Source organism: Paenibacillus profundus, from assembly GCF_021369635.1.
Lineage (GTDB): Bacteria > Bacillota > Bacilli > Paenibacillales > Paenibacillaceae > Paenibacillus_B > Paenibacillus_B profundus.
The window spans coordinates 25,730-49,457 of record NZ_JAJNBZ010000002.1 but is presented as its reverse complement, the minus strand read 5'-3'; the positions used below and the strand labels follow the sequence as shown (position 1 = coordinate 49,457).

General features: G+C 46.8%; 22 protein-coding genes. 4 read left to right on the top strand and 18 right to left on the bottom strand.

Translation table 11 applies throughout. The annotated features are described in order from the left end of the window. Positions 1-64 precede the first annotated feature (64 nt). Together LQV63_RS03025 and LQV63_RS03020 are read left to right on the top strand one after the other, a co-directional pair. Positions 65-280 carry a hypothetical protein gene (locus tag LQV63_RS03025; RefSeq protein WP_233695594.1) on the top strand — a complete coding sequence of 72 codons (216 nt, stop codon included), beginning with the start codon at positions 65-67 and terminating at the stop codon, positions 278-280. 74 nt (positions 281-354) lie between these two features. Further along, positions 355-1,110 carry a hypothetical protein gene (locus LQV63_RS03020; protein ID WP_233695593.1) on the top strand — a complete coding sequence of 252 codons (756 nt, stop codon included), beginning with the start codon at positions 355-357 and terminating at the stop codon, positions 1,108-1,110. A gap of 360 nt (positions 1,111-1,470) precedes the next feature. Here the strand turns inward: LQV63_RS03020 and LQV63_RS03010 are convergent, their stop codons facing one another. The 7 genes from LQV63_RS03010 to LQV63_RS02980 form a co-directional block, all read right to left on the bottom strand. Continuing rightward, complete coding sequence (locus tag LQV63_RS03010; protein WP_233695592.1) at positions 1,471-1,869, bottom strand: reverse transcriptase domain-containing protein; 399 nt, start codon at positions 1,867-1,869, stop codon at positions 1,471-1,473. 500 nt (positions 1,870-2,369) lie between these two features. Beyond that, on the bottom strand, positions 2,370-3,977 hold the full coding sequence (locus tag LQV63_RS03005; RefSeq protein WP_233695591.1) for an extracellular solute-binding protein: 1,608 nt from the start codon (positions 3,975-3,977) through the stop codon (positions 2,370-2,372). A 122-nt stretch (positions 3,978-4,099) separates the two neighbouring features. Next, a complete protein-coding gene (locus LQV63_RS03000; protein WP_019421970.1) occupies positions 4,100-5,011 on the bottom strand; it encodes a carbohydrate ABC transporter permease in 912 nt (303 codons plus the stop codon). A gap of 16 nt (positions 5,012-5,027) precedes the next feature. Beyond that, positions 5,028-5,993 carry an ABC transporter permease gene (locus LQV63_RS02995; RefSeq protein WP_019421969.1) on the bottom strand — a complete coding sequence of 322 codons (966 nt, stop codon included), beginning with the start codon at positions 5,991-5,993 and terminating at the stop codon, positions 5,028-5,030. A gap of 437 nt (positions 5,994-6,430) precedes the next feature. Then, positions 6,431-6,712 (bottom strand): hypothetical protein, encoded by a 282-nt coding sequence (locus LQV63_RS02990; protein WP_233695590.1) that lies wholly within the window; start codon positions 6,710-6,712, stop codon positions 6,431-6,433. Positions 6,713-6,750: 38 nt separating this feature from the next. Next, on the bottom strand, positions 6,751-7,482 hold the full coding sequence (locus LQV63_RS02985) for a hypothetical protein (RefSeq protein WP_233695589.1): 732 nt from the start codon (positions 7,480-7,482) through the stop codon (positions 6,751-6,753). Positions 7,483-8,333: 851 nt separating this feature from the next. Beyond that, positions 8,334-10,625, bottom strand: coding sequence for a helix-turn-helix domain-containing protein (locus tag LQV63_RS02980; RefSeq protein WP_233695588.1), 2,292 nt, complete (start codon positions 10,623-10,625; stop codon positions 8,334-8,336). Positions 10,626-10,859: 234 nt separating this feature from the next. Between LQV63_RS02980 and LQV63_RS02975 the strand changes: the two genes are divergently transcribed. Beyond that, positions 10,860-11,546, top strand: a complete 687-nt coding sequence (locus LQV63_RS02975; protein ID WP_233695587.1) for an alpha/beta fold hydrolase — start codon at positions 10,860-10,862, stop codon at positions 11,544-11,546. Between the two features lie 271 nt (positions 11,547-11,817). On the opposite strand, the gene LQV63_RS02970 is transcribed toward LQV63_RS02975, so the two are convergent. The 5 genes from LQV63_RS02970 to LQV63_RS02950 all read right to left on the bottom strand — a co-directional run bounded on the left by LQV63_RS02970 (position 11,818) and on the right by LQV63_RS02950 (position 16,699). Continuing rightward, positions 11,818-12,861 carry an ABC transporter substrate-binding protein gene (locus LQV63_RS02970; protein ID WP_019421963.1) on the bottom strand — a complete coding sequence of 348 codons (1,044 nt, stop codon included), beginning with the start codon at positions 12,859-12,861 and terminating at the stop codon, positions 11,818-11,820. Positions 12,862-12,919: 58 nt separating this feature from the next. Further along, complete coding sequence (locus LQV63_RS02965; RefSeq protein WP_233695586.1) at positions 12,920-13,738, bottom strand: ABC transporter permease; 819 nt, start codon at positions 13,736-13,738, stop codon at positions 12,920-12,922. Further along, the gene (locus LQV63_RS02960) at positions 13,735-14,586 is read right to left on the bottom strand and encodes an ABC transporter permease (RefSeq protein WP_019421961.1); all 852 of its coding nucleotides are present in this window, start codon (positions 14,584-14,586) and stop codon (positions 13,735-13,737) included. The genes LQV63_RS02965 and LQV63_RS02960 overlap by 4 nt, the downstream gene beginning before the upstream one ends. Continuing rightward, the gene (locus LQV63_RS02955; protein ID WP_325175842.1) at positions 14,583-15,554 is read right to left on the bottom strand and encodes an ABC transporter ATP-binding protein; all 972 of its coding nucleotides are present in this window, start codon (positions 15,552-15,554) and stop codon (positions 14,583-14,585) included. The genes LQV63_RS02960 and LQV63_RS02955 overlap by 4 nt, the downstream gene beginning before the upstream one ends. 374 nt (positions 15,555-15,928) lie before the next feature. Next, positions 15,929-16,699, bottom strand: a complete 771-nt coding sequence (locus tag LQV63_RS02950) for an SIMPL domain-containing protein (RefSeq protein ID WP_233695584.1) — start codon at positions 16,697-16,699, stop codon at positions 15,929-15,931. Between the two features lie 368 nt (positions 16,700-17,067). Here LQV63_RS02950 and LQV63_RS02945 point away from each other — a divergent pair, with 368 nt between their 5' ends. Then, complete coding sequence (locus LQV63_RS02945) at positions 17,068-17,559, top strand: hypothetical protein (protein WP_233695583.1); 492 nt, start codon at positions 17,068-17,070, stop codon at positions 17,557-17,559. A gap of 716 nt (positions 17,560-18,275) precedes the next feature. On the opposite strand, the gene LQV63_RS02940 is transcribed toward LQV63_RS02945, so the two are convergent. The 6 genes from LQV63_RS02940 to trxB all read right to left on the bottom strand — a co-directional run bounded on the left by LQV63_RS02940 (position 18,276) and on the right by trxB (position 23,653). Then, complete coding sequence (locus tag LQV63_RS02940; RefSeq protein ID WP_019421956.1) at positions 18,276-18,542, bottom strand: HPr family phosphocarrier protein; 267 nt, start codon at positions 18,540-18,542, stop codon at positions 18,276-18,278. 138 nt (positions 18,543-18,680) lie between these two features. Continuing rightward, entirely contained in the window at positions 18,681-19,613 is a 933-nt protein-coding gene (whiA, locus tag LQV63_RS02935; protein ID WP_019421955.1) for a DNA-binding protein WhiA, read from the bottom strand. Positions 19,614-19,619: 6 nt separating this feature from the next. After that, complete coding sequence (locus LQV63_RS02930; RefSeq protein ID WP_019421954.1) at positions 19,620-20,606, bottom strand: gluconeogenesis factor YvcK family protein; 987 nt, start codon at positions 20,604-20,606, stop codon at positions 19,620-19,622. Positions 20,607-20,617: 11 nt separating this feature from the next. Continuing rightward, positions 20,618-21,514: an RNase adapter RapZ gene (rapZ, locus tag LQV63_RS02925; RefSeq protein ID WP_233695582.1), complete on the bottom strand. Its 897-nt coding sequence runs from the start codon at positions 21,512-21,514 to the stop codon at positions 20,618-20,620. Positions 21,515-21,542: 28 nt separating this feature from the next. Further along, complete coding sequence (locus LQV63_RS02920; RefSeq protein WP_019421952.1) at positions 21,543-22,493, bottom strand: ROK family glucokinase; 951 nt, start codon at positions 22,491-22,493, stop codon at positions 21,543-21,545. A gap of 194 nt (positions 22,494-22,687) precedes the next feature. Then, positions 22,688-23,653: a thioredoxin-disulfide reductase gene (trxB, locus tag LQV63_RS02915; protein ID WP_233695581.1), complete on the bottom strand. Its 966-nt coding sequence runs from the start codon at positions 23,651-23,653 to the stop codon at positions 22,688-22,690. Positions 23,654-23,728: the final 75 nt, after the last annotated feature.

Below are 23,728 nucleotides of genomic sequence, written 5' to 3'. Positions count from 1 at the left end.
CTAGCACACTGGTGAAATTTCAGGAAGTACAAAATTTGATTTCGCAAAAATTGCAGAACTCTCAATGTCTGTAAAAATAGGAAATGAATACAGCAAAGAAACTAGTGTTGAATATACTGTTAAAGGGTATCACAAAGCTGAACTTAAGACTGCATGTAAAGCTATAAAAAGAGATTATGAATACTTAGATAAAGGTTGGTTTGGAGATACTTTATATACGGCTTCAAGTTATGATAATAATGGCGGGACTGAATATTGGTTGTATGATAATCCGTTGTAATAGTCATTAAATCCCCCCTCAGTGAGGGGGGATTTAAAAAGGATGGATATTATTTAAAAAAAACGAAGTGTATTTTGGTTTTATCTATTTTGTTTTTGTTGCTGGGGTGTGTGGATAAGGGACAAGAATACGATAGACAAGAACAAGAAGTATATGAATTACTCAAAGACTACAAAATTAATGAAGATAACTATTTAATATATAATGTTCTCATAAGCGAAAATCAAAAGAAATTGACACTTTCATTTCCTTATAAAATCGAAACATTAAACATTGAGAAAATGTCCTTAATGCAAGATAGTAAAATTGTATTAAAAGAGACTCCTATAATAGGGGCCCTTGAAAATAAAATAACGTTCAAATTGACGGAATATATTCCGGAATTTAATAAAATGAAAGCCACTTTAGAGAATAATAAGATAATTATATTAGATACAGGACAATATTTTTTAGAAAAATTTGAAGAATTTGATTATCCAAAAAATAATATGGAAGTTGCTACAATAATCAAATCTCATCTTAAATTTGAAAATGGAAAGCTTATTTCTACTACTGTGTTTTCAAAAAAAGATGAGTCTAAAATAGAGTTGAAATTTCCTAAAAAGATCGAAAAGTATATTAGTAACTTAAGCTTTAAAAAAGAGGAATTGGAAAACATTACTGTTAAGTATTCGTTACAATGTGACATTTCACAAAACATACTATTGGACAAAAACTTAGATGCGGTAATGGTTGATATTTCCTTAGTTCAAAATAATAAGGGAAAGAAATGGAGCGTAATAAAAAGCAGTGTTCCTATTCAGTCAATTGATTATACTATTGATAAATAATTGAACTCCCTTACATCATGCAAAGAATACAGCATTAAGAACTGGTTTCTAGAGTAAAGGGCAGATAATTCTGCCCCTCCTCATCAAACCGTACGTAAGGTTTCCCTCATACGGCTTTCCGATGTTCGTCATTCATGTGCATGCAGACTACAAGAGAGTTTTGAGACTGCACTGTTTGGCTAGCATCACTTCTGCAACAGAACCCATCCAGCTTTTGCGTTGTCTCTTCTTAGCGTACCAGCGTGCTAGCCTTGTACCAGTCTAACTTCGCCATCTTACGTTGACTGTATGGCGTATAGTAGTAATTCCGCCATCCCTGTGTCTTTGGATTGAGCTATTCAATATGTTCCGTTAGCGACTTTACACGCATCCTTGGCGTACCAATCTTTCCTTGACCACTTCCCGTATGCGCTTCTCCGCTTTCTCGGTTAGCCACTGTTGTGTTGTGTAGTAGACCTGACCATTTGCGGTTTTTGCTTTCTTCTTGCGGTGATGCAATCCAAGAAAGTCGAATCCTTCTTCGCCTGTCCACAAGCCTACAATACGTGTCTTGGTTGGATGCAGCGTAAGTTCTAGCCTCTCCATAATCGAACGTATCCGTTTGCATGCATGGATAGCATCTTTTCTTGTTTTGCATACGACCACAAAATCATCTGCGTATCGCGTCAGCTCTCCTATTTTGCCGCCATGTTTTTCCCATAACGTATCAAAATAGTTCAAATAGATATTCGCAAGCAGCGGTGTTATAACTCCTCCCACAGGTTTTGTTGTCCTGCGGTTCCTCAGTACTATGAGCCCCTCGGACTCCCTTCCTGCAGATAACTCACTTCACTTTTGTGCTTATAGAGTATCTCTTTACAGTTTTTTTATCTGTGCAGGGGTGGGTCTCCCCAGTTCACTGCATTATCTTTTTATCCCATGCCGATCCCCGTACGCCGGAGGATTCTTCACTGCTGCCTATACAGTTTCCTTGGCCTTCGCCCATATAAACGGGGCTCAGCTTCCTCTCGTCCCTCTTGCGAGGCCTTTTTGACGACGCGGCAGGATTCACTTCATGTTACGTCCTGGCATATTGCTCGCCCTGTCTCTGACAAGTACTTTCGTCGATACGCTTCTACACACGGATTTCGCCATACGTAGGTCCCTAGCTACAAAGGTGGCTTGGCCCCTCCTTCGGCTGGACTTGCACCAACAAGATAATGCGTGCCTCTGGGCACGCCTGAAATTAAAAGGCCGGCAAATCTGCCGGCCCGACTTTATTACTTACTGGAGTTCCATTGGTCATAAGCAGCTTGGTAAATTTCAACGATGCGCTCGCCGCCCATTTTTTTGCAAGTTTCAATATATTTATCCCAGTTGCTAAGAGGTTCTTGTCCCGTTACGAATTTCGCTTCCATTTGCTTCACATACGTATCCAAGTCGGAACGCAAGCTGGACGCTTCTTGCTGATCTTCCTGAGACAAGTAGACGCTAGGGAAAGGCACTTTACTGATCGGAGCTATTTTTTCTGCCGTTTCCTTTTTGAGCCATGCTTCGAATTCGCCCTCGAAACCGCGCTTCACATTGTCATTCGACAATTTTGGAACAACGGTAGCATAGTCAGGCGTTAATGTCGCCCGATATTCTTCACGATCACCGCCGCCTGGTACAGGCAACCATTCCTTCGTATGATCGTCTTTGTTCACATACTTCCAGAGGATGCCTTCAGGACCATTGCTAAGCAGTTCAGCACCTTCTTCGGAGTACAAATAATCAACCCAACGAATTGTAGCTTCAGGATGTTGGTTCTTGTTCGTGATAGCGAATGCGCCTTTAGCCAGACCCGGATGCTTCGCAGCTACTGCCGGAACGTTACTATTCACTGGAGCGTACATTGGATCCGTCATGTTAGGTTCTCCGCCTAATGTGAAGTAAGCATGGTAGTCAGCGAACAAGCCGACTTGGTTGTTTTTACCTTTCGCTTTCTTCTGTTCGTCCGTTTGCGAGAATGTTTCCTTATCCAGCAATCCTTCGCTCCACAGCTTGTTCAGGAATGTCAGATACTCCTTGTATCCTGGTTCCATCGGCGTATAGTGGACTTTATTTTCCTTATCGGAATAAATGACTTCGTTATAAATCCCCCAGGAACCCAGCAGCCACATACGGAGATCGTCCAGTTTAACGGAAGTGAGCGGAATTTCATCTTGCTTGCCGTTTCCATTCGGATCCTCTTCTTTGACGCGTTTCAAGTAGGTGTACAATTCGTCAGTTGTGGACGGAACCTTGTCCATGCCGAGCGCTTTCAAGAACTTGCCGTTGTACCACATTGGACCGCGATACCAGCCAGCATCCAAATCAATGTTCGGCAAGGAATAGATATGACCGTCAGGTGTTGTAATCGATTTGCGGATATCTGGATTATCGTCAAGTATTTTCTTAAGGTTTGGCGCATAATTCTCAATCAAGTCTTCCAATGGAAGCAAGACGCCCTGTCCGCCGTAGTTTACTTCGTCTGAAGCCTGCAGTTGTCCTGAGAAGAATACATCCGGATAGTCACCACTTGCAAATACTAGGTTTCTCTTTGTATCAAAGCTGTCGATTGGAGCGTTGCGGAATTCAAGCTTGACGCCCGTCATTTCTTCCATCTTTTTAAAGAACTCCATGTCCTTCCAGTTTTGAATACCTGCATCTTGACCCATCATCGTCAATGTGATCGGTTCTTTTACGATTGGGAAGCCTTCCTTGTTTACATTGCTTGCGGTTTCTTCACCGCTCTTGTTGCCTTCAGCAGCAGGCGTGTCCGATGACCCGCTTCCGCAACCGGCAAGAAGTGTGAAGATCATGGTCATGGACAACAGCATTGCCCACGTCTTTTTTAGCTTTTGCATTGCAAGATCCTCCCTTTTTATGAATATCATTATACCTCTTGGACTTGCATATTTATAATAATCAAAGACAAGAAATCTTTGGTTATCATTTTCGGCAACCTATTATATAGGAGATATAGCGATTAACCTTTGACGGAACCAATCATGACCCCCTGCACGAAGTAGCGCTGCAGGAACGGATAGACAGCGATTACCGGCAAAGTTGAGACAATGATGACCGCATACTTGACCAGTGAAGCCACCTCTGCCTTGTTGTTGAGCGCCGCAGCGACCGATGCGTTAACCGCCGCACCTGTTGTCTCCGCAGACATTTCCTGCAGAACGAGAATCTGGCGCAAAATCATCTGCAGCGGATATTTTGCCTCTTCGTTCAAATAAATGAGGGCTCCGAAGTAGCTGTTCCAATGACCAACGCCGTAGAACAAAGCCATAACGGCGATAATTGGAGCCGACAGCGGCAATACGATCTTGATGAACAGCCTCATGTTGGTACAGCCGTCGATATGCGCTGCCTCCTGCAATTCCTTCGGTATCGTGGACTGGAAGAAGGTCCGCGCCACGATGATGTTCCATACGGAAGCCGCTCCCGGCAGAATGAGTGCCCACATGCTGTTGATGAGTCCCAAGTTCTTAATCAGCAAGTAGCCCGGTACGAGACCGCCGCCGAAGAACATCGTGAACATGAACATTGCCATGAAGAAGCCGCGACCGATGAAGTCTTTGCGGCTCAACGCATATGCCGCAGGCAAGGTCACGAGCAGGTTAACTGTCGTGCCGATCACCGTATAGATAATGGTATTTTTATACCCCGACCATATTTTGGCATTTTCAAACACTCTCAAGTAGCCGTCGAACGTAATTCCTTTCGGCAATAACCACATTTCACCCGAGTTGACCAGCTTAGGATCGCTGATGGATGCACTGATGATGTACAACAGCGGATACGCTACAATAACGAATGCCAGTAAGAGATAAATATAGTTGCATACAATAAATATTTTGTCCGATCTTGTTTCTTTCACGACAGCAGCCATGTGCCACTCCCTCCTTCTACCACAGACTTGTTTCGCTAGTACGACGCGCAATTTGGTTGACTGTGACGAGCAAGATTGCGTTAACCACCGAGTTGAACAAGCCTACAGCGGTGGAGAAGCTGTATTGAGCATCTATCAGACCGGAACGGTATACGAAGGTCGAAATAACGTCTGATGCTTCCATGTTAAGCGGGTTCTGGAGCAGCAAGATTTTCTCGAAGCCAACGCCCAGAATGCTGCCCATGTTCAAAATGAGCAAAATCGTAATCGTCGGTACAATGGTCGGAATATTAATGTTCCAAATCCGTTGCCACCGGCTCGCACCATCCATAACCGCCGCTTCATGCAGCTGCGGATCGACACCGGACAGAGCAGCCAAGTAGATGATGGTTCCCCACCCCGTACTCTGCCACACACCGGACAGGACGTACATAGTCTTGAACCACGCCGGGTCCGTCAGGAAGGATGGCGCGTCTATACCCAAGAAAGTCAGAATGTGAATGATAATACCTGACGAAGGCGACAAGAACGTAATGATAATACCAGCCATAACGACCACGGAAATAAAGTGTGGCGCGTATGTTACCGTTTGCACAGTTCTCTTGAAGAAGCCGTCCTTCACTTCGTTAAATGCTAATGCCAATATGATGGGAAGCGGGAAGCCAATCGCCAATTCGTACAGGCTGATGCTGAGCGTGTTCCACAACAGATCCCAGAAATAGTAGGAGTTAAAAAATCGTTCGAAGTGATCGAATCCTACCCAAGGGCTCCCCATAATACCCTTTGCCGGGATAAAGTTTTTGAAAGCAATTTGAATCCCGTACATCGGACCATAGTGGAAAATGAGGAAGTAAAAAAACGCAGGTGCTATAAACAAATACAGCTCCCAGTTTTGCAGCATTTTTCTCCAGGTTGATTTCTTTTTAATTATAGTTGTCGGTTCCACGTTCATTGAAAGGGCACTTTGTCCGTTTCCTTGCATCGTGTCCACTCCCTCCTTTCAAAGTTTCGCGTATCTATAATTGTCGCTGTGCTAGCAGTGCTTGCGATTTTCCGTTTCGTTCCTGCTAGCGCTTACATGTATTATTGTAGGCATCCGCCTGCTATACCGTAAATATGTCGATTCCGCATTGTCATTTTAAAAGCGCTCTCAACCCGCGTGGTTGCTGGCTTTTCAATATTTGGAGAGCGCTGCCAACAAGCAGCTTTCTGGTGTAAAATTGGTCAAAATTGATGTTAGCGATAACACAACAAATTCAACACATTTGCATATTTGCTGATTACAATGGCATCCCAGGCGCGCCAAAAGACCGCCGGAAAAATAATCCTTGGCGGTCTGGCGAATCAACATTTATTCGAATCTTCCATTGCGGCAGTTTTCACGAATCCGATTGTCTTTTGCTCATTATCATTTATCGTTCAGGTTATGATTTTACATACAAACACAAGCACGATGACGACCAATCCAAAAGAGATAATACCTGCAACCTTAGCAGGGTGAGTTAGTTTGTAGCTGTTAAACGGAGTTATTCGATTTACAGTGAACCAAAACAAGTAGGTGCCTAATAATAGGATCAGACCCCCTAAAATCATATTATCCATTGAATTAGCAAGGCCCAAGACATGCTCAACAAAAAGAACCCATAGATAACCTAAAAAGGCATGTATAACGATTGAAAGCGCCCATTCTTTAATGTTCATAAACATCCCCTTATTTAAAGGTGAAAGCAGAAATATGTTCAATCCTCAACAGGACACCTGCTATTCCATCTCCCCTCTACACATATTTTATACGGGGGTACGTAACAACCTATAATTGTTGCCCCGGCGCATATAAGTTTTCCGAAGGGTACTTTGTCTGCAAATATACAGGCCGTCCCTACCATCGCTGCACATTTTCCATCATAGTTGTCCCCTCTGTCCTCATATTTTGTACATTGCCAGCAATAGGTATTGGATAAGATAGTATCGCTGTTTAATTCTTGTAACTCTTGAGCTTCATTAGTAATAGCCGAGAAATATTTTTTGAGGTTTTCATTGACTGCGTAAGAATGCAGGATACTTTCAGCATGATCTCTCAGGTATACTTTTCCATCAGAATATGAATTACTATAGTCTATTATGAAAGTTTCGACTTCTTGTTTGTTACTATCATAGGTAAAGGTGAGGAGCGAAGCTAATTGAATAGTATTCTCTACCTCATACCCATATTCAAATTCAAATTGAGCAATATAGCCGTATGGTTTATTGTTCTCATCACGAAGATCATTCACTAGCTTAGGTTCAACGTGTAGTAAATTATTCTTGTATTTTACATAATTCAAATCACTTCTTACCATTTGCAGAAACTCTTCCTTACTAGGAAATACACTACTTTCGGTTGCAAAAGAATTTACACTGAAAAAGACACTGCTGATCACAAGCACAGCTAACAACATACTTAACGTTTTTTCGATAATATTTCTCCTCATTTGTACTTGCCTCCTTTTTAATTGTTAAATATAGAAACTAAGCCCAAATCCCTGTATTATTTACGTTGAAAAAGGAAAGAGAAATGAGCTTTAACGCCTACCACCAGTATTCTTTCAGCTTTAAAAGTCCGGAGTGCTTCTGTAATGTGGAACTAGAACGCTCAGCACTGCAAGAAAAAGAGAAGTAGCACATATGCGTTACTTTGTGTACGATTTAACCGATAAACGCTCCGATATGATTCTCTCTAGCTCGGCCAGCAACACCCCATCTATGCCGAATAAGGAGTTCACGCTTTAGCCCATTGTGAAAACGGATCCTTGAAGAGTGTATTCTCAGATTTAGCTTCCGATTAGATTTCTGTTCTACAAAGGTGGCTAATATAGCTTATACAGACTAACTAACGCTTATGAAGTTCTTTGATAAGAAAGTCTGAGGGGATCATTCATGGTTCATGTGTATATTATTTTCGATATTCTTATGCGCTCAATAACAGGGGGGAATTAAGTTGAGTAAATGAAGTGGGTTCAATTATTACTTTTATCGTGTTTATTGGAGTTGTAAAAAACATACCATATATGCCCAAAAATGTAAAGTGGGATAGCGATAAAGATAACTGCTCGATGGGTTGCTGAGCCTGTGACGAGGGGATATTCTTCTTACGGATAGTGTCATGGACGAACAGCAAATAGAGGTTTTTCGGTAAGTCCGCAGAAAGAGAATTGCACTTTATAGTTTAGAACGATAGCCTGTATGTGACATATTATCCCCTCCTGTGAATAGCGTTGATGCGATGACTTAGCTTGACCACAAGGAGGAGAATACGTCGATATTTTTATATTCATACGATTGCCTAAATTCCATCCTCATCCAAGCCGGCAGAGACTTCGCCTGCCCCGTACAGCTTCCGGTATTGTCCCGGCGTATACCCGGTTTCCTTCTTGAACTTGCGGATAAAGTTCGGCACATCCAAATAACCGACACGCAAAATAATGTCCTTGAGTGGCTCGTCACCGCTCTTCAGCTGGCGGACGACCTCATCCATGCGCAGTTGCCACACATATTGCGAAAATGTCTGACCGATCTTCTCTTTAATCGAACGGCTCAAATAGGAGACAGATACTCGATAAATCCCTGCTAGCCGCTCAAGGCTAAGCTCATAATCTGAATAGTGCTGCTCAATGTACGCAATGACTTCATCGGTGAGCGAGCGCTGCTCCGTCTCTTGCAGCTGTTCCACTTGACCACAAATGTAGATAGCCAGCTCGCACAGCTTCGCTTCCAGCTGCTCTAACGTCTCGAAGCTCGTCAAATCCGGCACACGCTGCGCCATCTCCGCAAGCCCTAGCTCTGATGCGGTCTTCAGTACCGTATTAAGCAAATCAAAGCACATGCAGCGCAGAAGCGCGATCGACATGTCTTGACTATGCAGCTTGCTGAACAGGGCGCCAATAGTGGCGACCGCTACGTTAGCGTTGCCTTGCTTCAAGCTCTGGGCCAGCTTAATGAGCGAGTCCTTCGCAATCCAGAAGTCATGATCCTGTTCATGAGACAGGTTGGAAAAGAAGGTGACGCTGCCCTTTCCGTTCACAATCCGATATTCGAGTGCAGACGCAGCCTCGATGTAGGATTGGTTCAGTTGTTCGGGACCGGCGTAGCAACCGCCGATTCCCATCGTCGGCACGACCTGTGTATGCTCCAAGACCATGCTCTGCATCTCTTCGATGATCGACTCCATACAGATTTGTTCATTATCAGCCTCATCCGCAGTCATGCTGACCATAAGAGCAAGCTGAGCGGGCTGCGACAATTCCACCCCAAATACGGTCGCTTGCGCATGGCTTAGTTGAAGTTCGGCAAGCTTCTGCAACAGCGCCTCCCGATTGTCCACGGAAAAAGGCAATTCCTCACTATAATCCCAAGCCATAATAATGACGAACAAGCGGTTGCCCGGCGTGGAGGCGCCGATCATATGCAGCATGTCTTCCGCTTCCTGGCGGCTCGGAGCCCCGCGTTTCATCAGTGTCAGGAGACACTGGTTCCGCGCATATGGCTCTTGCAGATCGACTTGATTCTGGTAGGACAACAGCGTTTCCCGTATCCATTCCAGCTCGGTTTTCCCTTTCGGCAAGACGTGCTCTGAATTCTTCTTTAGATTGGCAAATTCCATCAGATCGCGGATCGGGTGGTACTGCCGTCGAGCCAGCTGCACGGCCAAAATAGAGCCGAAGATAAGGACGACGCCAAATATCATGAAAATAAACGTCTGGATATGCACGACGCGGCCAAAAAACTGTTCCGATGGCATCGCTGTAACATAGGTCCAGCCATTCGCTTCCGATTTGACGGCTACGACGGAGTGGTCCACATTACCGAAATTGGCGCTATGAATGCCGGAGGGTATTGAGGCTAGCTTAGCCATATCAGCTTCAACCATCGCATCCCCACGGCTTGTCGCGGCAAGTACTTGGCCATCCACACCAAAAATATAAGCGTTTCCTTCGAAGTTGCCGAGAACCGAATCCATAATTCCAGTAAGCATTGACTCTTCAATGAGATACATGACCGTACCGTGGGAATAAGTCTGATTCGGCGGTATTGGAACGAGATAAGCAAGCATTCGGTTTTTCGCATTCCTGTTCACCGTAACCGAATCGGACGGACGAAGCGTCGGGAGGTTGACCGCGTTCAAGTCCTTGACGAATGTCTTCTTATCCCAATTCATAAACGAATAGCTGTGATCGATGAGCGTATCGATGGACATCAGTCCTCTCGAAGAGTATATGATGTCATCGCCGCGAAAATATAAAAACAGCTCATTGATGATGGAACTGTTCGCTTTGTACTTATCCAAAGCCTCGATCGCTTCGCCGCTATAATAGAAGTGCTGTACCATATAGGGTGTCAGCTTGCTGTCGAAGCTTATTCGCGCGGCGATTTCGCTCAATTCCGTCATCCTGCCATCGATGTTCATTTTGGCTTGTTCCAGGTGGCTAATGCCGGATTGTTCAATTTCGGAGCGCAAGTTATTGACCGCGTTCTCATAAATAATAACCGTCATAATAATTATGGGAACCAGAAAGATCGATAAGTACGACAAAATATACTTTATCAGCAGCTTGGATTTAAAATGATTCCATCGCATCTTCCGGTCCCCTCCCATAGTTCTATGTCAATGCGTGCAAGTTGTAGGAAAAAGGCTGACTTTTTTTGTAAGCGTTTTATATTATACCATACTGAAACCTATTCTTATATAAAATTCGACAAATTATGACTTTCACCATTCGACAAGCATATGTTAATTGTAGCTTAATTACAAGCTTTGTATTATTATTCTACTATATTCGAACAATCGAAATTGTGAGAGGGGCTTTTATCGATGGCAAGCTTTGTGTTGGTGCATGGCGCATGGGACGGCGGCTATGTGTGGAAGGACGCAGCGGCGCTGCTGCGTGACGCGGGACATGAGGTATATGTCCCTACTCTGACCGGACTCGGTGAACGAACGCATTTGGCGCATCCCGATGTAGGACTGACCACTTTTATTCAAAATATAGCCGGGGTCATTCAATACGAAGATTTACAAGATGTCATCCTGGTCGGCCATAGCTACTCCGGAATGGTCATTTCAGGGGTAGCCGAACGATTGCCTGACCGCTTGAAGCATCTTGTCTTTGTTGATGCGGTCGTTCCTTATGACGGCGAGTCCATAGCCAGCATCTCAGGCCCCCATATGGCCGAGCAATTTCCAAAGGATGCCCAAGAGACAGGCGATGGTTGGAAAATACATCCGCGTGCGACATCTGATTGGAGAAAGTCACCTATGACGTTGTTGTCGTTTACCGAATCAGTCGACATTAATCATCCGGAAGCTGCCCACATCCCGCGTACATATATTGAGGTGCTGGACAATCCCGAGCAATGGCCCATGACTCCTGTCTTCCGGAAATCGGCACAGCGGGCGAAAGATTCCGGGTGGCGCCACGTTGCGGCAGAGTTGGGCGGGCATTGGATTATGCAGACCCAGCCACAGAAGGTGGTTCATATTTTGAACGATTGTATATGACAAACCTCTAAACATGTTCTAAGGCTGCCGGAACATCGTTCCGGCAGCCTCATCAACCTTCATATTGCCTGGCGTCTACCACCAAATGGCTGAAAAGTCGTAGCCCACCAGCGTCAATGTTCCGAATCTATCGAAATCTGCGACAATTTTGTCTTTTCCTTTGCTGGTGAAGCTTAAGATGCCCCAATCCGCATTGCTAAAATCTCACAAAAAGAAAGAAGCTTGATAACGCAGACTTTGGGTCTACGCCACCAAGCTTCTTGAATCTCTATTACCGGCCGCTTTTCAGTTCTGTCCAGAGACGGTCGTACAATTGAAGATGCTTGCCCACATCAATCAGCCACTCCGTCCGTTTCAACTCGTCTTCCGACAGGTTGATCATTGGATTATCCAAGTATTCCTTGCTATGGAATTCCTTCGCCTTCACGATCGGGTTGCTGTAGCCGATCGATTCGTAGTTCTTGGCGCTGTTTTCCGGATCCAGCATGAAATTAATGAACTTTTGCGCCAGCTCTTTATTTTTCGTTCCCTTCGGGATCGCATAGTTATCCGACCAGATCGTGCCGCCCTCTTCAGGCACCACATACGCCACATCCGGGTTCTCTGCTGCGATTACCGCCGCGTCGCCAGACCATACCGTTCCGATCCAACCCTCTTCCGCAATCATCTTCTGCTTAATGTTGTCGGTGTCGAAGGCCAGCACGCTTGGCACCAGCTTGCGCAAATCGTCAGCCGCCGCATGGATGTCCGCCTCTGCTTGCGAGCTGTTCGACTTGCCCGCTTTCTTCAGCGCCATGCCAATAATTTCACGGTTGTCATCCAGCAGCAGCACTTTTCCTTTGTACTCTTCTTTCCACAGATCGGACCAGCTCGCAGGCGTTTCTTTCACGTATTTTTTGTTATACGCGATCCCCGTAACGCCCCATGTATACGTGATGGAATATTTGTTGCCCGGATCAAATTCAGGGTTCTTGAAACGATCCGCTGCGTATTGGAAATTCGGAATTTGATTTAAATCAAGCGGTTCAAGCAGATCCTGCTTAATCATGCTTGCCACCATATAATCCGAAGGCTGGATTAAATCATAATTCGCCCCGCCGGCTTTCAGCTTCGCCAGCAGTTCCTCGTTGTTGGCAAAAATGGCATAGTTCACTTTTACGTTATTCTCCGATTCGAACTGCTTAATCATGTCCATATCGAAGTTGTCCGCCCAGCTATACAGATTGAGCGTCTCTTGCTTCGAAGAGCAGCCTGCCAGTGCGGTAAGTGCCAACATCCCGGCCAATACGACCGCGAACCATTTCTTTTTGTTCAATTTACTACCCCTCTCTGATCCTGCATATTCCTGCAGATTTTCATCATGAAAAAATATATTAGAACGGCAACATGGAACTCCGTTCGTTTCCGTTGCCGCGGTTCAACAGCCATTGCGCTAGTACGATGAGCGCAACGCTGACGATAATCATCAGCGTGCACAGCGCATTGATCTCCGGTGAAATTCCCCGCTTGACCAAGCCATAAATATAAATAGGCAAAGTGGTTGAATTCGGTCCGGCGACAAAGAAGCTGATCATAAAGTCATCAATCGACAAGGTGAAGGCCATAATCGCACCAGCCAGAACACCCGGCCAGATAGACGGCAGCGTCACGAAGCGGAACGTCTGCCACGGCGATGCGCCAAGGTCGGAAGCCGCTTCCTCCAGCTGCTTGCCCATATTGGCCAAGCGCGACGATACGATAACGTACACATACGAGATGCTGAACGTAATATGGGCGATAATGACCGTCAGCTTTCCAAGCGGGACTTGAAATTGGCTGAACAGAACGAGCAGCGACAGCCCCATAATAATATCCGGCACAATAATCGGCAAATATAGGAGCCCGATGACGCCCTTCTTCTTGCGGCTTGCCATACGGCGAAGCGCAAGTGCAGCCATCGTACCGAATACGGTCGACACAACCGTTGAAATGACGGCAATTGTTAAGCTGTTCCCAAGTGCTTCCATCACTTGGCGGTTATCGAACAATGAACCGTACCATTTCAATGTGAATCCGCTCCAGTTCGAATTGATGCGCGAGTCGTTGAACGAATAGATGACAATCATCAAGACAGGCACATAAATGAACAGAATCAACAAAGCCGAATGGAACGCGAGCAGCGGATGCTGCTTCCCTTTGCCTGCAGCCTTCATACTCTCGCCTCCTTCGATGCTTCATAACTGGAGCGAAGAGCCCGATTGAACAGCCCGATAATAATAAGCGAGCTCAGCACGAACAAGACCGACAGCGCAGATCCATAAGGCCAATCGCGCGCGCCGAGGAATTGGTTCTGAATAATATTGCTGAGCATCTGCGCTTTAGCGCCGCCGAGAATATCGGTGACAACGAACATACCTGCCGTTGTAATGAACACGAGCACACTCCCGGTCATGATGCCCGACTTCGTCTGTGGAAGCGTAATATGCCAGAACGACTTCCATCGCGTGGCTCCCAGGTCACTTGCCGCATCCAGCAAGCGATTGTCCATCTGCTCCAGAGCGACATAAATGGGCAGCACCATGTACGGAATGAACGTGTAGACCATCCCGAGCAGAACAGCTCCCTTCGTATAGAGCATCTGAAGCGGTTCCTGTATAAGCCCAATATCGATTAAGGCATTATTCACCACGCCTTGCGTGCGCAACAGCAACACCCATGCGTATGTCCGAATGAGGAAGTTAATCCAGAATGGAACCGTAATCAGAATAAGCCACAGCTTCTGCCGATTCGGACTTGCGTTCGAAATATAATAGGCTAGCGGATAGCTTAGCAATAAACAGATTGCCGTCGTCAAGACCGACAGCCACAACGTATCCCAATAAATGCCCAAGTATAGCGGGTCAAAAAAGCGAGCGTAATTATCCAACGTAAACGAATATACGACATTGCCCAACTCGTCGCGTTGCATGAAGGACACGGCAATGACGGCCACCATCGGCACGACGAGAAAGACCGTTAACCACAACACGACCGGCGCAATGATGCCGAAGGAGCGTTTCATGGGCCGATCATCACCTCATCCTGAGCGTTCCAGTTCACACCGACGCGCTGTCCAATTTCCCACTTCCGTTCATCCGTGAAGTCCAAGGCGACGGTCACATTCGTCTGCTCATGCGCAAGATGCACGATCAGCTTATGAATGTTCCCTAAATAGACGATATCTTGTATAATGCCAGATTTGCGTGCATCCTCCGGTTCAGCCGCAACGCGAATCTTCTCCGGACGAACGGCAAACATATGCTCTTCATGAAAAACATTGTTCTCCCCAACGAATGTTGCTGCAAACAACGTCTCCGGGCGTTCGTATATATCTTTAGGCGAACCCACTTGTTCCACGCGTCCATTATTCATAATAACGATACGATCAGACATCATCATCGCTTCTTCTTGATCATGCGTCACATAGACGAAGGTAATCCCTAGATTGCGCTGCAGTTGTTTCAATTCGCCCTGCAAATTTTTGCGCAGCTGCAGATCCAATGCGCCGAGAGGCTCGTCTAACAGCAATACCTTCGGATGGTTCGCAATGGCACGCGCAATCGCGACACGTTGCTGCTGTCCGCCTGACAGCTGATGCGGAAAACGCTTTGCCAGTGGTGTAAGCTGGGTTAGACGAATCGCATCCGCAATCCGCTCACGCTGCTCCGCTTGCGGGATTTTTTTCATTTTAAGGCCAAACTGAATATTCTGCTCCACAGTCATATGCGGGAACAGTGCATAATGTTGAAAGACTAAATTCAAGTTGCGCTTATTCGGAGGTAAATCGGTAACATTTTCTCCATCAAGCCGAATCTCGCCTGTCGTTGGTTGTTCAAATCCTGCAATCATGCGTAAAATGGTCGTCTTACCACAACCACTCGGACCGAGCAGCGTTAAAAATTCCCCTTCGTCAATCTTAAGCGACAAAGGATGCACAACGGGTTGCCCGGCAAAATGCTTCTCCACATTTACCAGTTCAATCATTAGCATCAACCCCTCATATCGTCAGCCTATCAAGTAGAAACGATGCTGTATTGTGAGAAATGTAACGTTCTTATCCATTAAGCAAAAAAAGCCATATCCATTGGTATGGCTTTCCGTCCAGATCACGTTGGCGTTTTTGCATATCCAATATACATCGTTTTTTCTGACGATACAACTATTTTTACGTAATTTCGACAAAAACATACATCCAACTTCAAGGGATTGACGTATTTCCACCATGTTAAGGTCTGCAATCCACTTATTTGAAGGAAATCGGTATTTTCCGAATCCCCTTTCACATTCTAGGGCTTATGACATCAAAAAACAACCCCCAAACCGCATTCTGTTGATCTGCGCTTGGGGGCTGCCATCGTTCCGTATTATTTCATTTGAAATTGTACTTGCACTTGCGCGCGCAGCTTCACTAGTCCCCCTTGCGGAGACGACACGCTATTCGATGCGCTGTCTGCTACCTTCATCTGCTCCGACATGATTCTCACTGGAGTCCAATCTGCGCCGGACTCGACAATCGTGATCGCCGTGCCTGCTTCCCGATTGGCTGCTTTCGCTAACGCTTGAGCTTTCTTCGTCGCATGCTGTACCGCTTTCTCCAGCACCTGAGTCTCATAATCCGATCGTTTCTCTGTGTCATAATTAATCTGCATGATGCGGTTCGCCCCTGCACTCGTAGCGGCATCGACCAGACTGCCCAAGCGGGCAAGGTCGCGATAAGTCACTCGTACCGCATGCTGCGCTTGATAAGCGACAACCTTAGGCTCCGTATTCTCGGCGTATTTGTATACCGGATCTACAGAGAAATTGGTTGTTTTCAAATCTTTGTCCTGCACCCCGTATTTTTGGGTGAGCACCTGCTTCACCTTATCGAATGCAGCCGCATTCTTCTGCTGTGCTTCCGCAGCCGTATTGGCACGGGTCTCCACCGCGATATCCACATACGCCACATCCGGTGTCACTTCTATCTCACCTGTACCCGAAACACTAATCGTATCCTTCAGCATCACTTGTTCCCCTGCCGCATGAACTGGATTAGGCGCAATCGCCCCTGACACTCCCACCAACATCGCACCAACTAACACGACAGCTGCCGCCGTCCGACGCCAAGACGTCATTTGCACCCCAACCTGACCCATATCCATTCCCTCCGCATCTTTTAGAATTAAGATTGACTAACCTCTTGTCTTCTAAACGTTACCAAGGGAAATTATGTTGCAAAGCTTGCGACGAAATATCGAAATGAATTTTCGATGATCTTATTTTCCAGACGCCATCGTTTTTTAATTCAATGTTCCACAACAGTTATCAAGAATTAATTACCATTTCACAGAAAAACACAAACTTCAAACACTCGCGCGATATACGCTGTCAATGATATAAAATATTTGAAATAGAATACATAAATTTTCATATTTTACTTTGATTAACCTATTTCTAGCTTGCAGGTCGTGGTATGTTATAGGCACAAACATATCCTAATTGTTGATAGAGGAGGTAATTTTTGTTGTTTAAGAACAAAGTGAAACAAACTCTATTGGTTGCGCTTGCCGTCAGCATGCTGGCACCTGCCTCTCTTTTTGCCAAGTCGGCCAATCAAGAACAATTGGACCGCATATACGGTCCCGAAAGCGGCTATTCCGCGATTTACAAGAAACCGTTTCAGACGCTCGGACCCGCTTTATATTTATGGTCGTCCTCATTTTCAACGACATCCAGCCATCAAATTAAAGAGGATATAACGATTCCAAGCGACTCCGTCCGGAGTACCATTTATGTGAATGCCAGCTCGGAGAAAAATACGGGCAGCAACAGCACATATGAAATGCATTTGGAAATGTATGTTCCGTGGAGCGGCTGGATCCTTCAGCAAACGAAGTCGGGCGAAGTCGGTTGGCAGAATGAGCCATTTTATTTCTATAAAGTGAAGGCCGGGGAAACGTACCGTCTGCGCATCAAAGGAAACGTCAAAGGCTCAATCGATGTATTCAATCAATAAGTCATACACATAACTTGAACAGCAACAAGGACCTGGGTATTCCCCAGGTCCTTGTTATGTTCTACAGCGGTTTCCAGAACAGTTCACCCGCCGGCATCACCTCGATGCCTTCGATCGCTGTCCGCACCTCACTATTCGAAAAACAACAGTTCTCTTCGCACCTGCCAACGCTCTCCAGAAATCGCCTTGAGGCATACTTTCCGTCAAATAGGTAGAACATTAACTCTTCTCATTAACGAAATGTTCCGTTCGTGCAGTGGCATGCTCAGACTGACGGTGATCCGCATCAACCTCCGCTTTGTTTCATTCTCCCATCCCGTCAGGAAATGGCACGATCAATTTACCACTCTCATTGACTTCCATCTTAATCGGCCGATTCATGCCATGGTATACGGACACGGCACGTGCCTTATCCTCGACGTTATCCCTCCTGACTGTACGGGAGAATGGACATAAGGGCCATTACATATTCCCGTTTGAAAGGGACGAGGGCTGCCAGCTGCCATTCTGAATGAAGGGGAGAGTAAGGCAATGAATGGAACAGGCATGCCTTCTCCGGCATGGGTAAAGTTACGTTTTGATTTTTCGCTCCACAGAACTTAAACAGTCCTTAAAAACAAAAAAAAGAAAGAGCCTTGAGGCTCTTCTCTTCTGTGGGTAGCTGTGGGTAGCAGCTGCGTATCATTCATACGTAAATCAAATCGCGTTAGTAACGATTAGTTCTCCAATTCTTCCTTGCTCACGAGCACGACTAAAGCGCTTACAGCCTGATCGGCGTCCGCACCGTCGGCCGTAATGGTAATGGTCGTACCGGAGCTGATTGCGAGACTCATGATCCCCATAATGCTCTTCGCATTCACTTTCTTATCTTCTTTCTCAACGAAGATATCCGAAGAATATTTATTCGCTTCTTGAACGAACAAGGCCGCAGGTCTAGCGTGCAATCCTGTCTTCAAACGTACGACAACTGGTTGTTGAGCCATGCGAATCATACCCCCTATATTTCATGTATAGTTTACTTTAACACAAATTTACGCCGCTTTGCTTCATTTTATCACATTATAGCATTATAAACGATTTTAAACTAGGAATAAAGTTGTTTCACTTCGTTTCCCAGACCGTTATCCGTTGCGAATTCGCTCGGCCAGCTCATCGATTTTGCGCAGGCGATGGTTGACGCCTGACTTGCTCACCTTTCCTTTAAGAAGCTCTCCTACTTCCGTCAGGTTGATATCCGGATGCGCCAGACGCACTTCAGCCACTTCTCGCAGCTTCTCTGGGAGCTGTTCTAAGCCCAATTCCTTCTCAATCAAGCGGATATTATCAATCTGCCTTACAGCAGCACCTATTGTCTTATTCAAGTTTGCGGTCTCACAATTCACAATGCGGTTCACGGAATTGCGCATATCGCGCATAATCCGGACATCCTCGAATTTGAACAGTGCTTGATGCGCACCGATAATATTAAGGAACTCGATGATCTTCTCGCCCTCTTTAATGTACAGGACGAAGCCCTTCTTCCGCTCAATGAACCGCGCATTCAGATGGAATTCATTGGCCAAGTCCACAAGCGCCTTGCAGTGCTCTTCATACATCGAAGAAATCTCCAGATGATAGGAGGATCCTTCGGGATTGTTCACCGAACCTCCTGCCATGAATGCTCCGCGCAAATAAGCCCGCTTACAGCAATTGTGCGCGATTATCCGTTTCTCTATACCATCCGTGAACTGAAATCCTTCCGATACGATGTACAGCTCATGGAGTATCTCCTGCACGCGCGTCGGAATGCGCACGATATAGACGTTATTTTTCTTCAAGCGCATTTTTTTACGAACGAGAAGTTCAGTATGCACCTGAAAATACTTTTTAATCAACGTATAAATGCGGCGGGCAATCGCTGCATTTTCCGTCGAAATATCCAAAATGATTTTGCGATTCGAGGAGAGCTGTACTGAACCATTCATACGCATAAGCGCTGACAGTTCCGCCTTTTCGCAGCACGGTTCGGATTCAACCATTGTTAATTCTTTTTTCGTCTGTGCCGCAAAAGACATCGTCACTCACCTCTTTCGTAGCATCCAATTCTCCACCAGCTGATATATATGATGGCTAAGTTTATCCGCATCATGACGCAAATACGTTCGGAATAATACTAACGAGTCCGCAATGACCTTATAGCCTCGATTCGTCACTTCCTCCAAGTCCAAATGAACCGCCTTTGCCCCTTGTTCGGCATAACGATCCTGTACTTGCGGCGGTATTTCTCCGTCGTTGACAATGACATAGTCGAACATCTGAGTGCCGACATGCTGCTGTACGGCCATCAAGTGATCGCTCACCGCGTAATCATCGGTTTCTCCCGGCTGAGTCATCACGTTGCATACAAATATTTTCACCGCATCGGATTCCCGTACCGCCTGAGCCAGCTTCGGAACGAGCAAAGTTGGAATAATGCTGGTGTATAAGCTGCCTGGACCCATTAGAATGGCATCCGCTTGTTCCAGCGCCGCTACCGCCTCCGGCAGCGCCTCCACATATTCAGGCTCAAGAAACACCCTGTTAATTCGTTGCCCTGCCTTCGGAATGGACGATTCCCCTTCGATAATCGTTCCATCGGCCATCTCTGCCTTCAGCACCACTGCCTGATCAGCCGCCGGAAGCACACGTCCCCGGACAGCCAACACACGGCTTAATTCTCGTATTCCAGATACAAAGTCTCCGGTAATATCGGTCATTGCCGCAAGAATCAAGTTCCCCAAGCTGTGACCAGCCAGACCGGAACCGTTCTGGAAGCGATACTTCAACATTTCAGACAGAGAGGGCTCGACATCGGCCAGCGCCGTCAACACGCTGCGAATATCCCCCGGAGGCGGCATCTGTAATTCACTGCGCAGAATGCCTGAGCTGCCCCCATCATCCGCCACTGTAACGATGGCAGTAATATCAAGCGGCTTCTCTTTGAGCCCGCGCAGCATGACGGACAGCCCTGTTCCGCCACCCATCACCACGATACGCGGAAGTTCACGCTCTTCTCCTTTACGTGCCATAGCGACCTCCACTAATGTCGATCCCGCTCGGCATCACGGTGACTCACACGAACGACTTCCGTGTCGCTGGCGCCGATCATACGACCCAAATATTCTGCCACGGCAACGGAACGATGCTTTCCACCGGTACATCCGATACCGATTACGACCTGACTTTTCCCTTCCTTACGGTACTGCGGCAGCAGGAAATTAAGCATATCGAGCAGCTTCGTCAAAAAAGCCTGAGTCTCCGGCCATTTCATGACGTAGTCGTATACTTCAATATCCTGTCCCGTTCGAGGACGCAGCTGTTCAACATAGTGCGGATTTGGCAAAAAGCGTACGTCAAATATTAAGTCCGCATCGATTGGAACACCGTATTTGAAGCCGAATGAGGTCACATTCACCGACATCGTGCTCTGATCCGTATGCGTGAACCGGGACACGATTCGCTCTTTCAGCTGCGCCGGCTTCAGATTGCTCGTATCAACGACCTGCGTCGCCCATCCTTTCAAATCCTCCAGCAGCTTCCGCTCCTGCTTGATGCCCTCAAGCGGCAGCCCGTTCGGATAGAGTGGATGACGACGGCGGCTTTCCTTGTAACGCTGCACTAATACCGCGTCGGTCGCATCCAAGAACAAAATTTCACAATTAATCGTATAGTGCTCTCGGATATAATTTAAGGATTCAGATAAGGCCGTAAAAAATTCACGCCCTCGCAAGTCAATAACGAGCGCTACTTTCCCGATCTTCCCTTTGGATTGCTCAATAAGCTCTGCAAACTTCGGTATGAGAACCGGAGGCAAATTGTCCACACAGAAAAATCCAAGATCCTCCATACTTTGAACTGCTATTGTCTTTCCTGCACCGGACATCCCTGTAATAATGACGAGTTTCGCGAGTGCTGTCATCTCTGTCGATTCGATCATCGTTCGTCCTCTCCCTTACCGTCGCCGACTACGAACGCAAGAACAAACCTGCCGCACCAATCATACCTGCATCATTGCCAAGTTCCGCTGGAACAATCGATACGCCGCGCGTAACCGGATCAGGTGTTAGTTTCATGAACGTTTCACGGATTTGGTCAAATAAGAACTCGCCGGCTTTGGACACGCCGCCGCCAATAATAAACCGTTCTGGATTCAGTGTCACTGCAACAGCAGCCATCGATTTCCCCAAATAATAAGCAGCGCGGGAGACGATTCGGCTGGCCGCTTCGTCGCCGGCTTTGGCAGCGTCGAATACATCCTTGGCCGTAATGTCTTCCACTAAGGAAAGCGAAGTGCGATCACCGCGTTCCACGGCATCTTTCGCCATGCGAATAATACCTGTTGCCGAAGATACGGTCTCCAGACAGCCCATCTTGCCGCATCCGCACTGAATCGCTTCCAAATCCGGAATAACGGCGATATGGCCGAGCTCTCCAGCTAATCCGGCGAAGCCTTGAACGATCTTCCCATGAATAATAATCCCACCGCCAACACCTGTGCCCAGCGTGTAGCAAACGCAGTGGTCGATTCCTTTGCCCGCTCCGCTCCATGCTTCGCCAAGCGCGGCAACATTCGCATCATTATCGATCTTGACCGGCTTGCCAAGACGTTCTTCCAATATGGAACGAATCGGCACATCCTTAAATCCTACGTTGGGCGCCAGCACGATAACGCCTTCCTTTACATTCGTAAATCCTGCAACTCCCGCGCCGACTCCAGCCACTTGGCTCCAATCGTAAGGCGACTCCTCCACGATTTGGCGAATATATTTCTCGATGTTATCCATGACGATATCGGGACCTTTGGGAACCTCTGTCGGCCCTTCAAACGTTTGCAGAAGTCGTCCTTCCGCATCGCAAATACCGACTTTGATTGCCGTACCTCCCAAATCGACACCCACGTAGATTTGCTCAGACATGCGTCATCCACCTTTTACTCATAATCGTATGGTACTTCAGTACCCACTATACGCGAACCCTTTAGTCAGGTCAAGAGAACGGCCTGCCGTTGAAATGGATCCGAAAATCGGAAAATCATGATGAAAAATACGGAGCCCGCGGGCTCCGTTCATCCAAAATGTAATAGGGAAAACCGACGGAACGGACCGCTGATTTAGTTGCTCAACGTGCTGCTCCAGTCATGCGTCATGCTGCCTTCGAGGAATTTCTCGCAGTCGAGGGCGGCTTGGCATCCGGAGCCCGCGGCGGTAATTGCTTGGCGATATTTCATATCATGAACGTCGCCGGCTGCGAATACGCCTGGAATGTTCGTCTCGGACGTGCCTGGCTTCACGACGATATAGCCTTGGTCGTTCAACTCAACGTTCCCTTTCAAGAAATCCGTATTCGGCTTATGGCCGATAGCGACGAACAACCCGTCCGTTTCAATTATTTCCTCGGCGCCTGTTTCGTTGTTCTTCACTTTCAATCCGGTAATGCCCATGCCGGTTCCAACGACTTCAAGCGGCGTTCGGTTCAAAGCCCATTTGATCTTGCTGTTGTCCTTTGCACGATCTTGCATAATCTTCGAAGCGCGCAGTTCATCACGGCGATGCACCAGCGTCAGCTCGGAAGCAAAGCGAGTCAAGAAGTTCGCTTCTTCCATCGCCGAGTCCCCGCCGCCGATTACGACAATTTTCTTCCCGCGGAAGAAGAAGCCGTCGCAAGTCGCGCAGGCACTTACGCCTTTACCCAAGTTCTCCTGCTCGCCCGGGATGTTCAGATATCGTGCGGAAGCGCCAGTCGCTACGATTAACGATTCAGTCACAATCTCTCCGATGCCTTCCACTTGAAGCGTGAACGGGCGCTTGGACAAGTCCACGTTCGTGACCCAGCCCGACTTGAACTCCGTGCCGAAGCGTTCGGCTTGCTTGCGCATGTTGTCCATCAGTTCAGGACCCATGATGCCTTCAGGGAAGCCTGGGAAGTTCTCTACATCGGTCGTCGTCGTTAACTGACCACCTGGCTGCGGACCTTCGATTACGAGCGGGTTCAGACTGGCGCGCGCCAAGTAGATTGCCGCAGTATATCCTGCAGGACCCGTGCCGATTACAACCGATTTGTATACTTTGTTTTCCATAGAAGTGAGGCCTCCCTCAGTATAGTGTGGTGTAATAAATACTTGTAAAAAAAGTGAATTTTCAGCACCAAGAAG